A 14913-nucleotide genomic window follows, 5' to 3' on the forward strand; every position below is an offset into this window, starting at 1 on the left:
TGTCTCGTTAGGATTATTTAAAAGGTTGTAGTCAATGGAAAAAAAGCAGGCAGTCAGGGTCATTGATAACACTGAAATCAGTCATATTTTAAAAGTGATTGATAACACAGATGAGCCTGTGATTTTTAAAGGCGCATGTGCCCATTGGCCTATTGTGCAAGCAGGACAACAAAGTGCAGAAGCCGCCGCACAATACTTACTGACATTTTATCAAGAAGCACCAGTTACCGCCTATTATGTTTCACCAGAGCATAAAGGGCGCGTTTTTTATAACGAGCAAGTCAATGGTTTTAACTATCAAGCAGCGCAGCTAAACTTACGCCAAGTCATTGATAAGCTATTTACCCATAAAGACGATGCCCTTCCACCCAGTATTTATATGGGATCAACAGAAATTAATCAGTTTCTGCCAGGGCTTGCTGCTGAAAACAGTCTAACATTTGACAAGATTCATCCTCTGACAAGTGTGTGGTTAGGCAATCAATCTCGCATTGCGACGCATTTTGATTTTCCTCAGAATCTAGCCTGTAACGTTGTGGGAAAGCGAACATTTACCTTATTCCCTCCTGAGCAAGTAGGCAATTTATATACTGGCCCAATGGAATTTGCACCCGGCGGCCAAGAAATCAGTATGGTGGATTTTGATAATCCTGACTTTGAAAAATTCCCCAAATACCAACATGCCCTCAACGCTGCTCAAACTGCCGAGCTAGAGCCTGGCGATGTACTGTATGTTCCAAGCATGTGGTGGCATCAAGTCAGTGGTATCGAAGCATTTAATGTACTCATTACCCATTGGTGGCGAGATACACCCGCTTACCTAGGAAGACCCAATAACGCCCTAGCACTGGCAATGCTCAGCTTACGCTCTTTACCTAAAGCGCAACGACAAGCTTGGAAGGCGCATTTTAATCATTATATTTTTGACCATGATGACGATGACGTTTCGCACATACCAGATTCAGCTCAGGGCATGCAAACTAAGCCACTGGATGAATTAAACGCACGTAAGTTAAGAGCAGACTTAATAAACAAGCTCAAGCGGTAATCGCCTCTGTGATACTAATGTGCGGCCATTTGATTTACACAAACAGCAACTTAACGAACAAAATCAACAACGAAAATAAAATTACCTCGGGTATAAGTTGATTCAAAGGACATTTTGTTATGCAAAAGCAAGCTTCAAATACAACAAGTTCAAACAAACCGATTAAAAAAGTCGTGATTGCCGGTGGTGGTACTGCGGGCTGGATGGCTGCAGCTGCATTAACAAAGTTACTGGGAAAACACCTAGAAGTGGTGCTGGTTGAGTCAGACCAAATAGGCACCGTTGGGGTTGGTGAAGCCACGATTCCAACGCTACACATCTTTCACCGTTTACTTGGCATAAAAGAACAAGATGTCATGGCTGCGACCAATGCAACCTTTAAGCTCGGAATTGCATTTGAAAACTGGCATGACGTAGGTAAAGATTATATTCACTCCTTTGGATTTTTAGGCAAAGACTGTTGGGCATGTGGATTTCAACATTTTTGGCTCAAAGGGCAACAACGCGGTATCGTCAGCCAAATTGGTGATTACTGTACCGAGCATTTAGCGGCTCGTGAGGGGCGTTTTGCCGTATTACCTAATCAAGATTACAACCATGCCTACCATATGGATGCCACATTGTACGCCAAGTTCTTAAGGGGTATTGCTGAGCAACATGGCATCACCCGAATTGAGGGCAAAATTAAAGAAGTCCTCCAGCATGATGATACTGGTAATATTCGCGGATTAGCCCTTGAATCAGGAGACGTTATCGAGGGTGATTTGTTTCTTGATTGCACTGGATTTAGAGCGCTGTTAATTGAGCAGACTCTCAATACCGGCTTTGATGACTGGAGTCACTGGTTACCTTGCGACAGCGCCATTGCGGTGCAAACTAAAACCACTGAAAAACCGATTCCTTATACTCGCTCAATTGCGCGAGAATCAGGCTGGCAATGGCGCATTCCACTGCAAAGTCGTACAGGCAATGGCTTAGTATTTTGCAGTAAGTACATGAGCGATGAAGAAGCTAAAGCCACCTTGATGGACAATATCGAAGGTGAACCATTAACAGACCCTCGTGTCATCAAATTCCGCACAGGTAGCCGCCGTAAAACCTGGCATAAGAACTGTGTTGCTATAGGTCTATCTTCCGGGTTCTTAGAACCCCTAGAGTCCACCAGCATTCATTTAATTCAACGTGGCATTGTGCGCTTATTGCAAATGTTCCCTTCTCAAGGGCTCGTTGAAGAAGACATTAATGAGTTTAATGAACAAACTCGCACCGAAACTGAAAATATTCGCGACTTTATTGTTTTGCATTACAAAGTCACTGACCGAACTGATAGCCGATTCTGGCGTTATTGTAAAAACATGAGCGTACCTGCATCACTTCAACACCGAATCGATATGTTTGATGCATCTGGCAAAGTATATAAACATGGTAATGAGTTATTTGGTGAGAGCTCTTGGATTCAAGTCATGATGGGACAGGGTCTTGCTCCAAAACAATACCACCCAATTGTTGACATGATGGAAGATGATGAGCTAGAAAACTTCCTTGCATCAATAAAGGCAAAAGCAAAACAAAAAGTAGCAAACTTGCCTGATCATTATGATTTCGTGCAGCATTACTGCAAGTCAAAAATGCTGTAAGTCTGCAATGCAGTGAGTAAGCTAGGAACGTTATTAAGTCACTAAATGAAGTGTAAAGGTAGAGTATGACAAGTTCTCAATCACAGCGTCAGCGGGCGCAAGATATGAAAAATCTCGATTCATTGGTGTTAATCAACAAGCCTTTGAACCCTGAGATCCATTATATCGGTGAGCTGCAAACGCCTGTGATTGTTATCGATGACTTTACAACCGATTTATCAGCGTTACAGAATTATGCTAACCAAATCGACTTTAATCTCGATAAAGGCTCTTACTATCCAGGTGTTAGAGCCAAGCTCCCTAGAGACTACGTCATTGAAGTGCTAAATCAGGTATTTCAGCTGATTTACGATGTCTATAAAATCCCTAAAAACTTGCGTATCAAGCCGCAAGCGACCTACTTTTCATTGATAAACCGACCACCGGAAAGTTTAACGACTTTGCAGCGTATTCCTCATTTTGACACCCCAGCGCCATATTATTTTGCATTATTACAATACCTTAATGACAGTACACATGGCGCCACGGCTTTTTTTAAGCATCAACCAACAGGTTATGAGCGAATTACACAAGCGAATATGGATAATTATTTTCGCGCTGCTGAGCCCTATTTACAGGCGTTAGCGCCCTTTCCTGCGAAATACTTCGTTGACAGTAATGAATACTACCAGCAATACCATCAAGTCGATTACAAACAACATCGATTAGTCATTTACCCTGGAAACTTATTGCACTCAACCTTAGTTAATCAACAAACGGATATAGATAGTAATCCAAGTTCCGGGCGCTTAACCGCCAATATATTTATCAATGTGACATAAGCGTTGAGCAAATTATCTCGTTATTCGAATTCACTAATTCGAATCCACTAATTCGAAACCAGCTGCAGTGAATAACCAAATTAAATAAAAATAATCAGCAAGGACTCTGACATGACAATGAAACATCGCCATAAAATGAAAGCGCTTACAGAAGATATTAAACACGCCCTGGTTGTTTCCCTTTCGGCATCAATGCTTATCAGTACTTCCAGCAGTTTCGCTCAATCAGATGGGATGAACACTAATCAGAACCATGCGCTTTCTGTATTAAGCCAATCTGAGCAGCAGCGTTTACAGACACGACTATCGAAAGTAGAAGCTGAAATTGAAAGATTACTGCCACAACTGACTTTAGAAGAAAAAGTCTCCTTAGTGCATGCAGGGGGTAAATTTCATATCCCAGCTATCGAGAGACTCAATATTCATGAAATGTGGATGTCGGATGGGCCTCACGGCGTACGCTATGAAATTGACAGAAATTCTTGGGCACCAGCAGGCTGGACTAATGACTACTCGACCTATTTACCACCACTTACCGCTGTCGCAGCAAGTTGGGATCCGAACATGGCGAGCTTACATGGCAATGTGCTTGGCGCTGAGGCTCGCCACCGTAATAAAGACCTCATACTCGGCCCAGGTGTCAACTTGGCTCGTTTACCTCTTTACGGTCGTAATTTTGAATACATGGGTGAAGATCCTTATCTCGCTGCAGCCTTGGTTGTCCCCACAGTCAAAGCCATTCAAGCCAACGATGTTGGTGCAACTGTCAAACACTATGCCCTAAACACTCAAGAACTAAATCGCACTGGAGTGAATGCAAAACCCGATGAACGCACATTACGTGAAGTTTACCTGCCCGCTTTTGAAGCTGCAGTTAAAGAGGCCAACGTTTATGCCATCATGGGAGCATATAATGAATTTCGCGGAACTAACGCTAACCAAAGTCATCACCTTATTAAAACCATCTTAAAAGGTGAATGGGGCTACGAGGGCGTGTTGTTGACTGACTGGAATGTCGATATTAATACCTATGACGCTGCGATGAATGGCCTTGATATTGAAATGGGCACAGATGTCGCAAGTTATGATGAGTATTTTCTCGCAACACCGCTGCTAAACATGATAAAAGCTGGCAAAGTGCCTGAGTCAGAGCTTGATGATAAAGTACGCCGAATTCTTAGAGTACAATTAAGTATTGGCATGATGGATAAACAGCGATTGTCAGGTGAGCGTAATACTCAGGCTCACCGAAATAATGCGCGCACCATCGCTACTAATGGAGTGGTACTGCTTAAAAATGACGGTAAAGTGCTGCCTTTAGATGCCAAAAAAGTTAACAATATCTTAGTGCTTGGCCCTAATGCAGATAAACGTCACGGCTTTGGTGGCGGCTCATCAGAAGTAAAAGCATTGTACGAAATCAGCCCATTAGACGGACTCAAGGCCAAGTTTAAACAAGCAGGAAAAAACGTTAATATTCAGCATATGCGCCCTGCAAGTAGTCAGTTTATGCCTATCCCTAATGATTACCTTACGACACGTCATTGGACAGGCACCCCTTCTTGGCAGATTAACTACTATGCCGATAAACAACTTAATCAGCTAACCAGTGAATCTTGGATTGCCGATCCCCAATTCGATGCCAAAAATCAGCCTCAAAATGTTGAGATAAAAGCCAATATTAAGCCAGTTGAATCAGGTAAGCATACCTTAAAAATACTAGCGGATGGCGATGTTAGCCTTGCTGTTAATGACAAGGTATTAGTCAATAAAAAAGCAAATCCAGCCAACATTATCGAGTATGTCATTGAGCTCACCGCTGAAGAGACCTATGCCATTAGATTAATTTATCAAGGTCAACAGCAAGTCACTTTAGGCTGGGAAACGCCAAACAGTTTATATAACGATGAAGCTGAATATTTAGCAGCAGCCAAAAATGCCGATGCCGTGTTGTATTTTGGCGGCCTGAGCCATGCTGATGATCGTGAGTCCATTGATCGCCCAGATATGAAGCTTCCAGGTCAACAAGATGAAATTATCAATAAACTCCTTGCGGTTAACCCGAATACTGTTGTGTTTATCATTGGAGGCTCGGCAGTTGAAATGCCATGGGCAGACAAAGCTAACGCTATTGCTTGGGGCTGGTACGGCGGAATGGAAGCGGGCCATGCTTATAGTGACATCCTCTTTGGCGATGCCAACCCAAATGGAAAAATGCCTATCACATTACCTAAGTCATTACAGGACACCGCACCGATAGCGTTGAATGATTACAATGAAACGGAGTCGTTATATTCCGAAGGCGTATTTATTGGTTATCGCTGGTTTGAGCAACAAAAAATTGCTCCTGCATTCCCTTTTGGCCATGGCTTATCATACAGTCAATTTAGTTATGACAATATCAAGCTATCTAAAAGTACAATGGCTGAAGGTGGCACAATGACCATTACAGCAGACATTACTAATACTAGTGGCATTGATGGTGCCGAAGTCGCGCAACTATATCTTCATGACGTAAAAGCCAGCGTCTCGCGTCCACAAAAAGAGCTAAAAGGTTTTGATAAAATATGGCTCAAAGCGGGCGAAACGGGCCAAGTTAGCTTTACTTTAACTCAGCGAGACCTGTCTTTTTGGGATATTAACTCAAATGATTGGCTTGCTGAGGCGGGGAAATTTACTGTAATGCTTGGCTCATCAGTAGAAGATATTCGTTTGCAAAAAAGCTTTAACTATCAAAAATAGCAAGACGGCTTGCTAGACGAATCTTATCCAGCATTTAAAACAGCGTATACCGATTGAGTGACTCACGGTTTACGCTGTTTTTGATTTAGGCCTTTGTAACATCATTAAGTGAAATTGTTTTAAATACGCCCAATAACCCGATACCAAAAATCACATAAAACAACTTCATTGCTGAAAACTCTACTGTTACAGCAGATGCCTCAAGGTGACTTGAAAGTGCTTTAGCAGAAAACACCTCAACGACAGTTAATAGAAACGGATACGTAATCAGTAATAAAGCGGAAAGCTTCAATAGGTGAATAGACGTTGGACGCGCGATAAACCCAGCAATGCTTACCAAAGATAAGCCCATCACGGTATTACTCAACAATAATAATCCTGCAGCGACTCTAACTTGAGCCTCATTAGCATCACCAGCAAAAGGATAAACCTCGACAATTTCAGTCAAATAACTTGCGGGTTGAATTAATCCCCATAATGGATACAAAACAACGACGCTTGCAGCGATATATAACAATCCTTTGATAGCACGCATTTTCCTTCCTTTGATGTTTATCTAATGGTCAATTTCTAACGTCTGTTTACTATAGGCTCGTATTTTATACGTCATACTTTATGTAAACTTTGGTCGTTTTTATGACATTAATGTCAGCTTCAAGTTCAACCGTGAGCCCTAATCTTTAAGCTATTGTTTTTTGGGTTTCAACATAAAAGCAACGACAAGCTACATCACAAAGGCAAAAATATCAAATAAATACCCCTTTCCTTGCTCAATTTGGCCAAAAGGAAAAGCAAGAGAAAAAGGCGCATAAAAAGGAAAAAACTCAAACGGAGTCAAGGGTCTAATTACCTGCGATGCCATGAGTAATAACACTAAGCTAATGCCTCCTTTATCACCATAAAGACTACTAAGCGTGCCAATAATGGGAATAACAATAAATATAATGGCATAAATAAATTGTTGCCAAATTGTCTTGTCTGCATATGAAAACAATAATAAACACCCTGCTATCAAGGCATATATACTCAGCGTGATGGCTGTTAATTTGTGTACCACGTTCAATCCTTGTTTTGCGAGAGTCTATGCCAAAAAGTATTCACTCACTGACTCTATCCCATCTGCTTCATCCGTTAATCCGTTCTTATGGTTAATGCGCTTGTAATGACAGCTTCTATTTCACTTCAACCATGCCAATAGTGCAAATATTTGATACTTCTGGCCCTAATATGCGTATTTAGGCATCGATTGATGCCATAGGATTAACACTATTAATTTAACAAGGTAACCGTTTTTTAGTCGCCAGCACAGGGGAATAGTGACATGAATAATAATCGCCCGATAAATCGATGCCCTATTAACCCTACTGACCAGTTGCCTGATGTTTTTGAACAAGCACGTATTACAAAAGGATTGGGTTTCATTGAAGATCAGGATGATCCTGTGACGATGATTTTAGGGTTAAAAGACGTACGAAAGTGTGCTCATAACTGGAAGATATTCCAATCTGGGGCAGTTCCAGGGCGCATCGTTGTTCCTTCAGAAGTCAGTATTAGAGAGACAAGGCAAATTCCTTTTGAGCTCGACCCTCCAGAGCATAAGCAATTTCGTGATTTACTTAATCCATGGTTTAAAAGACCACTGGAACAAGGCTATATCAACTCATTACAACAAATCATTGCAGAACTCGTTGATGATGTTATTCACAATGGTTCGACCGATATTGTGAGCGAATTTTCGCTAAAACTACAATCTCGGGCACTCACTTTGCTTTTAAATGTACCTTATGAAGAATCCTTAGTCTGGATTAATTGGGGCACCCATGTGTTTCGCAGTAACGAGTCAGAGTTAGACGGCGAAAAAGCCGCAATCTTATACGATTATATTGATAATCAAATTGAATTAGCCATAAAAATGCCAAGCGACAGCCTTTACTCATCCTTACTTAGTGCCTGTATCGACGGTAAAAAGCTATCTAAAGAGCAAATTAAAGGCGTGATGATATTAACCTTTGCAGGCGGCAGAGATACGGTGATTAATGCTGTCACCAATACCATTGCCTACTTTGCCAGTCAGCCATCGTCTCTTTCTCGACTCAGAAAAGAGCCCGAAATTATACCCAGAGCTGTCGAGGAATTAATTCGCTATTTTTCACCGTTAACTCATATGGGCCGAGTCGTTACCCAAGATACAGATGTGGCTCAGCAGGGAGTGACAGCTGACTCACGGATATCACTTTGCTGGGCTTCAGCAAATCGCGATGCCTCGGTTTTCGAACAACCAAATGAAGTCATTTTAGATAGAAAAATTAACCCTCATGTCGCTTTCGGCTTTGGAACACATAACTGTCTTGGAGCCACCCATGCAAGGCAAATAATCAAGACGCTCATCACGACACTAACCAATAAAGTTGACACGATTGAGGTGCTATCACAACAAGATAACATCGAAGACTGGGGCGCATTTCAGCGAAAAGTCGGCTATGAGCAACTGAACGCGATATTCAGTCCTTACCGATAACACCACACTAAATATAGAAGGAATTTACCATGGCAAAAATTACATTTATTACTTCAAATGAACAATCAACAACAGTTGAAGGACATCAGGGTTCAGTCATGGAGCTAGCAGTTGAAAATAACATTGAAGGCATTGATGGAGATTGTGGCGGTGTTTGTTCTTGCGCTACCTGCCATGTATATGTGGCCTCTGATCAACTTGATAAAACAGGTGCTATCAGTGAAATCGAGAAAGACATGTTAGAGCTTGATGATAATGTCACAGAATTAAGCCGGCTTTGCTGCCAGATAACGCTATCTGATGACTTAGACGGTCTTATATTAACCGTAGCGCCATAGCGCGATAGTTTTTCGCAATAGTCGCTACCCACTCAATTCACCCAATAACGATTAACTTCAACCACGGTATTTCATTAAACAGGCCAAATATGACTATTCAACTTACTGATAATGCAATACAGACGTTAACCCAAAATGATACCTGTGTGATCATTGGCGCAAGTCATGGCGGCGTTAACCTTGCTTTTTCACTGAGAAAACAAGGTTGGCAAGGTAATATTATCTTGATTGATTCAGATCCAAATTTGCCCTACCACAGACCTCCTTTATCGAAAGCTTTCTTACTTAATCATAATGTGAATGAATGCGCTAGCCATAAAAACCATCTTGAACCCAGCAGTATTCAACTAAAATCCCCAGATAGTTATCGCAAGCAAAACATCACCCTTAAATTGGGGCTCACGGTAACGGAAATTAATAGAAACGCCAAACAAGTGACATTAAGTAATGGTTCAAAACAAGCTTATGACAAGCTCGTATTAGCCACAGGAGCAAGACCTTTTATTCCACCAATTTCGGGCTTAAAAGCTTGTAAAGATGCTTTTTGTTTAAGAACCGTTAGTGATGTCAGCCGCATTAAGCAGGCCTTAGTAACAAGTGAGCAAAAACGCGTCGTTATTATTGGTGGCGGTTATGTAGGACTAGAAACCGCTTCTTCATTAAAAAAGCTTGGTGCAACGGTGACGGTATTAGAAAGAGAGCCACGTATTTTAGCTCGAGTCACTGCCCCGTTAATGTCTGAATTTTTTACCCAATTACATCAAGAAAATCAGGTTGAGGTATTAACCGACAAGTTAGTTCAACAAATCAGCACATCAAATTTGAATAATGATAAAAATATGCCATTAGCACATAAGATTACCTGCGCAGATGGCAGCAGCTATATTGCGGATGCCATTGTGATTGGCGTTGGTATTACAGTTAACACTGAGCTTGCCAAAGCGTGTGGGATTAAACTCGCATCTGATATGCCTAATGAGCAGGCTAATCATAATGAAGCAAATGGAAATGGCCGTGATAAACCTAAAAGCCCCTCCAAATCTGGGATATGGGTAAACGCTTCATTGCAAACCAGTGACGAGAATATTTTTGCAATTGGTGATTGCACATATCATCACAATCCACATTATGACCGTATGATTCGGCTTGAATCAGTACAGAACGCAGTTGAACAAGCCAAAGTTGCAGCAAAGGTGATTGCACAAAACCAAAAAGATCACTATTCAACAGCGCATTCAATGCGTATTGAAGCAACATTGAATGAAATTGAAAAGTTAACATACCAAGCCATACCTTGGTTTTGGTCTGATCAATTTGATACTAAATTACAAATGGTTGGCTTAGCCCAAGGCTATGATGAAATCATTAAACAAGTTGAAGAAAACAAGCCAACGTCATTTTCAGTTTGGTACTTTAAAGGAGATACTTTACTCGCTGTCGATGCTATCAATCATGCAAAAGCCTATGTGCTTGCTACTAAGATTATCCAAAACAAATCCAATGTAAATAAAGCTAAATTACAAGACAGCTTATTAGCGACTAAAGTGGAGCAGCTCATTTTAAATTAATAATGAATATATGATTAATTAAGTAATACATTAGTTTCGATGACTTTAGTTTCGATAACTTTGCTCATCAGCAATTTGCTGAACAAGTAATGCCATTATCTGCTCAGCTTTTTGGGGCTCACCTGAAGCTGAAAGTATATGTGCTGCGCATTCTGCAGTACATAATCCCCCTTCAACTTGATTTCGTCTAAGTTGATAAATCGACTCATGCTGGCTAGATATCGAGATTTTTTGTAACGCCTTTAGGTAGTTACTGCGATTATATATTTTGCGTGCCTCTTGCCATGTTGCATCGATGAGTATTAACGCATCAAACTTATCTTGATTTGTTTTTTGCTCTTGCTCTCGGTTTTGATCTTGGTTTCTCTCTTGGTGTTGTTCTTGTCTATGTTCTTTAATTTGCGCAACGTTTGTATGCATTTGGCAAAGTGATTGTTGAGCCGTCGCTTCTGGTACTTTAGCATCACTGAGTTGTTGATTATCAGGATACAATAATCCCACTTTGCAGGTGTTAATCATATTCAATAATTGAAGATCAGGGTTTACTCTATCCCAAACCACGACCAAGGCATCGTCTTTTAAAATGGTGGTCACGCATCTGCCAGTATTATTTAACCGACGGATTTCTTTTTGGTGAGTAAGTAGCACTATCTTCATATAAGGAGCCAAGGTAAATAGGAATAAGAATAGGGATATCGCAGTATTTGCAGTCTGTTTTACAAACTGAATGTTATCACTATTCAGAGTGATAGCTCCAATACACTAGCGAAAAAAACAGGTACAATTCAGCGACGAAATACCTTAAATCACACTCAGCTTGATTGATAACAGCGATAAGTAGGGAACTTAATAAACAATGGAATTGCAGCAATCATTAAGCCTACTCTTTACCATGTTAGTACTGGCTATCATTCCTGGGCCAGTGGTATTTGCAATTATTTCACGGTCATTTTCACATGGCCTTCTTGCGGCCATGCAGCTGTTTTTAGGGGTATTAATTGCTGATTATATTTTCATTTGCACTGCTTTATTTGGCTTATCTGCTTTAGCCAATGCAATGGGGCCCAGTTTTATCGTCATAAAATATGTCAGTGCGGCTTATCTTTGTTGGTTAGGCTTTCAATTATTTCAAGCTCAGCGTCAATCTAATCCAATGGCCACTGGGACAAAAACATCGGCTTATCAAAACCTAATGACAGGATTAATGATTGGATTAAGTAACCCCAAAGCGATTATTTTTTATGTTGGTTTTTTCCCTGCGTTTGTTCCACTACATACCACGTTAAACGATGTTATTCTTGTCATGCTGATTTCAACATTGGCATTTGGCAGTATCAATTTGGGCTACTCGTTAATGGCCACACAGGCCAAAAAAGTTTTTCGTTCAGCTAAAGCCATCCGGGTGATTAATCGCACCGCTGGAAGCATCATGATTTCTGCAGGCATGCTCATCGCAATCAATTTATAGCCCAACATCAAAGCGCAGCTTATTAATCGACTCGTATTCCATTTCGCAGACACAGTAATGTTAACCGCGCGATCTATTGTTAAATAATCAACCACATTCACGCTGCCAGTTTTCACATTTGTTACAGCGCTGGTGTTATTTCTCTTATCAGCAAACAGAACACTTAATACATCACATATTCAAGGTTAAAATATTGATTAAATATCAAACGTTTTTTAACATTATCTACGCCTTGCCACTTATGTAACTAGCTCAATAATCAAGTTGGAGTTAATTACATCATGTCCCAAGCGAGATAATAACAAGTCAGGGGGCTAAAAATGATAATAGAAGTCAAAGTGCACTGCAGTCATTGCAAAGAACACATCATGACTAATACTCGCTACTATCCTGATGGGTTAAGCGAATGCTTATGCCCAAGTTGCCAAACTCATTGTGACTTTACCCAAACAATAGTCGAAATGCGGTCAGTATCTAAGTGGTACAACCCATTTAGCTGGGGTAAAACGGTTCCTTTGTATTAATAATTATTGGTTAACAATATTGTTCAAGCTGTATTGTTCAGCCTGTTTTGTTCAACTTCAGTACAGCTAGTACCAATTAGCATAGCATCAAGTTTTTCGTCACCGTTATTTAAACAGGGGTTATCATGCAAATTCAATCTTATACTGCCGCTCAACAAATGAGTGCGAATACTGTTAGCCCAGCCAATAGCACTCAGCAAAATACGTCAGTAAATAAGCCGTCAAGTGAACAAGTCAGTCATCTTAATACGACTCAACGAGATTCAGTAACGATAAGTGCTCAAGCAATGGCCTTATCACAAAGTCAATCAGAGCCTGAAACTCAACCTAGCTTGCCAAATAATGGCGAAAAAGTGGAGAACTATGTCCACTATAAAAAAGCTCAGACCCAATATCAGTTTTACTCGGACTTAGCAGGCGTAGCCAATGGCAGTGACGATTCGATAAGTGCAACTTCAGCTTATATCATCAAAAATAATGATGATGCCAGAGCTGCAACTGTCAATGCCGCAAATATGAATAATCAACAAAACATGTTAGATGCTTATATTGAAACAACAAAAAGTATAAATGAAACTGTGTAAGCAGCGAATAAGTAACATTATTCACATCTAACTCATCATATGTTTCAATGTTTACCTAACAAATAGAAAAATTATCTTCAGTATTAGTGCTCTAATTCAATAGGCTGTTATCATTAACGATAACAGCCTTTTTTATTAGTTGATGTATTTGTTCATCTTAAAGAGTACCTAATGAAGTTAAAATTTTTAGCAGGGATAGCATTACTTAGCAGCTTTTCAACACAAGCTGCTTGGTGGATTGAACCTACCGACTTACCGCTTCGCGCTGATATTCAATTACTTGCTGATACAGGTATCATCCTTCAGCCAGTCACCACCTTCCCTCTAATGTGGTCAGGGATAAAATCTGATTTAGATAATGCCGTTGATAGCCCAATGACAGTGCATCAAAAAGATGCTTTTCATCGGGTGATGCGGGCCTACGATAAAGACCATCAAACGGTCAGTTTAGGTGCTAGCCTATCAGGGGCAAACGAGGAAGCTCGCTTTATTGGCTATGGTAATGATTACCGCGATAAAGCCGAAGTGGAGTTCACCGCTGAAGTCACCAAAGACTGGTTTAGTGGGCGCTTGGCTGCCAGTTATCATTACGATGCTATTGATGGTAACGAGTCCCGTTTAGATAATAGCTTTGCTGCGGTTAAGCTGGGCAATTGGATTGTGACAGGTGGTGCAGTCCAAAAATACTGGGGGCCAGGTTGGGACTCAGGTTTAATACAAACAACGAATGCGCGTCCAATGCCAGGCATAACTTTTTCTCGTAACAACAGTAATGCATTTGAAACGCCGTGGCTTAATTGGATTGGCCCGTGGACTTTCACCACAAGCTTTAGCCAAATGGAAAGTGAGCGTTATGTACCTGATACCCAGCATTGGGGGGCTCGAGGTACCTTTAAGCCTATATCTAAACTAGAGGTTGGTTTTTCATGGACTATGCAATGGGGCGGCGAAGGTTATGGTAATAGCCTTTCAGACTGGTGGGATGGTTTGTTTAACGGCGGTGTTAATGAAAGCGATAAAGAAAATGGCCAAGAAAACATGCTCGCAGGTTATGATTTCAGATGGTCAGATACCGCATGGGGAGTGCCTTATGGCATATACTACGAGCGTATTCATGAAGATTATCATAAAGGTAAAAATCGTTTAATTAACGCATCAAACATGGGTGGCGTTGATATTTTCATTGCCGATTTAAACACTCGATTTTTTGCTGAATACTCAGATACTGCAGCATCATGTGGCGTCGAATCTGACGTTTATAACTGTATGTATGAGCATGGCTTCTACAAAAGTGGTTACCGTTATTACGGGCGCAGTCTCGGCAGCACCTATGATAATGACTCAAGAGTAGTGGTATTAGGCGGGATCACTCAGCTTGAGCATGGGCAGAGCCTAAGCACCAAATTCCGTTACGCTAAACTTAACTTTGATGGAGTAGATACTGGCAACCCTTCTGGTGGAAACCCAGTTTCACCTGGTCGTTACGAGCGCTTATATCAACTCGATGCCAGTTACCATAGACCATTCTATGCAGGTAAGTTAAAAGTCGGCGGTACCATTGGTTACAGTGAATACCCAGAAATTGATACCAGTAGTGACTGGGAAACGACCTTTTATGCAGGTTGGGAACGAGATTTTTAATTGCTGAAAAGTCGTTTTTACATA

Annotated in this window: 14 protein-coding genes; 11 read left to right on the plus strand and 3 right to left on the minus strand. The window is 40.9% G+C overall.

The window, feature by feature from the left end:
• The first annotated feature begins 34 nt into the window (after window positions 1-34).
• The 4 genes from AN944_RS02695 to AN944_RS02710 all read left to right on the plus strand — a co-directional run bounded on the left by AN944_RS02695 (window position 35) and on the right by AN944_RS02710 (window position 6248).
• Window positions 35-1048: a cupin-like domain-containing protein gene (locus tag AN944_RS02695; RefSeq protein WP_055023045.1), complete on the plus strand. Its 1014-nt coding sequence runs from the start codon at window positions 35-37 to the stop codon at window positions 1046-1048.
• Between the two features lie 119 nt (window positions 1049-1167).
• Window positions 1168-2685 (plus strand): tryptophan halogenase family protein, encoded by a 1518-nt coding sequence (locus AN944_RS02700; RefSeq protein ID WP_055023046.1) that lies wholly within the window; start codon window positions 1168-1170, stop codon window positions 2683-2685.
• Between the two features lie 65 nt (window positions 2686-2750).
• Window positions 2751-3506 (plus strand): DUF6445 family protein, encoded by a 756-nt coding sequence (locus AN944_RS02705; protein ID WP_235530838.1) that lies wholly within the window; start codon window positions 2751-2753, stop codon window positions 3504-3506.
• Window positions 3507-3617: 111 nt separating this feature from the next.
• Window positions 3618-6248, plus strand: a complete 2631-nt coding sequence (locus tag AN944_RS02710) for a glycoside hydrolase family 3 C-terminal domain-containing protein (protein WP_055023047.1) — start codon at window positions 3618-3620, stop codon at window positions 6246-6248.
• An 85-nt stretch (window positions 6249-6333) separates the two neighbouring features.
• Here the strand turns inward: AN944_RS02710 and AN944_RS02715 are convergent, their stop codons facing one another.
• Together AN944_RS02715 and AN944_RS02720 are read right to left on the minus strand one after the other, a co-directional pair.
• Window positions 6334-6783 (minus strand): hypothetical protein, encoded by a 450-nt coding sequence (locus tag AN944_RS02715; protein WP_055023048.1) that lies wholly within the window; start codon window positions 6781-6783, stop codon window positions 6334-6336.
• Window positions 6784-6972: 189 nt separating this feature from the next.
• A complete protein-coding gene (locus tag AN944_RS02720) occupies window positions 6973-7305 on the minus strand; it encodes a hypothetical protein (protein ID WP_055023049.1) in 333 nt (110 codons plus the stop codon).
• 264 nt (window positions 7306-7569) lie between these two features.
• Here AN944_RS02720 and AN944_RS02725 point away from each other — a divergent pair, with 264 nt between their 5' ends.
• The 3 genes from AN944_RS02725 (at window position 7570) to AN944_RS02735 (ending at window position 10672) form a co-directional block, all read left to right on the plus strand.
• Window positions 7570-8766 (plus strand): cytochrome P450, encoded by a 1197-nt coding sequence (locus AN944_RS02725; protein WP_055023050.1) that lies wholly within the window; start codon window positions 7570-7572, stop codon window positions 8764-8766.
• Between the two features lie 29 nt (window positions 8767-8795).
• On the plus strand, window positions 8796-9104 hold the full coding sequence (locus AN944_RS02730) for a 2Fe-2S iron-sulfur cluster-binding protein (protein ID WP_055023051.1): 309 nt from the start codon (window positions 8796-8798) through the stop codon (window positions 9102-9104).
• An 89-nt stretch (window positions 9105-9193) separates the two neighbouring features.
• Window positions 9194-10672 carry an NAD(P)/FAD-dependent oxidoreductase gene (locus AN944_RS02735; protein WP_055023052.1) on the plus strand — a complete coding sequence of 493 codons (1479 nt, stop codon included), beginning with the start codon at window positions 9194-9196 and terminating at the stop codon, window positions 10670-10672.
• A 45-nt stretch (window positions 10673-10717) separates the two neighbouring features.
• Here AN944_RS02735 and AN944_RS02740 read toward each other — a convergent pair whose 3' ends face one another.
• A complete protein-coding gene (locus AN944_RS02740; RefSeq protein WP_055023053.1) occupies window positions 10718-11329 on the minus strand; it encodes a tRNA-uridine aminocarboxypropyltransferase in 612 nt (203 codons plus the stop codon).
• 199 nt (window positions 11330-11528) lie between these two features.
• Between AN944_RS02740 and AN944_RS02745 the strand changes: the two genes are divergently transcribed.
• The 4 genes from AN944_RS02745 (at window position 11529) to AN944_RS02755 (ending at window position 14889) form a co-directional block, all read left to right on the plus strand.
• Window positions 11529-12140: a LysE family translocator gene (locus AN944_RS02745; protein ID WP_055023054.1), complete on the plus strand. Its 612-nt coding sequence runs from the start codon at window positions 11529-11531 to the stop codon at window positions 12138-12140.
• A 368-nt stretch (window positions 12141-12508) separates the two neighbouring features.
• Window positions 12509-12664, plus strand: coding sequence for a hypothetical protein (locus AN944_RS21600; protein WP_160319071.1), 156 nt, complete (start codon window positions 12509-12511; stop codon window positions 12662-12664).
• A 125-nt stretch (window positions 12665-12789) separates the two neighbouring features.
• Window positions 12790-13248, plus strand: a complete 459-nt coding sequence (locus tag AN944_RS02750; protein ID WP_055023055.1) for a hypothetical protein — start codon at window positions 12790-12792, stop codon at window positions 13246-13248.
• 171 nt (window positions 13249-13419) lie between these two features.
• The gene (locus tag AN944_RS02755) at window positions 13420-14889 is read left to right on the plus strand and encodes a capsule assembly Wzi family protein (RefSeq protein WP_055023056.1); all 1470 of its coding nucleotides are present in this window, start codon (window positions 13420-13422) and stop codon (window positions 14887-14889) included.
• Window positions 14890-14913 lie beyond the last annotated feature (24 nt).

This window comes from Shewanella sp. P1-14-1, assembly GCF_001401775.1.
Classification (GTDB): domain Bacteria; phylum Pseudomonadota; class Gammaproteobacteria; order Enterobacterales; family Shewanellaceae; genus Shewanella; species Shewanella japonica.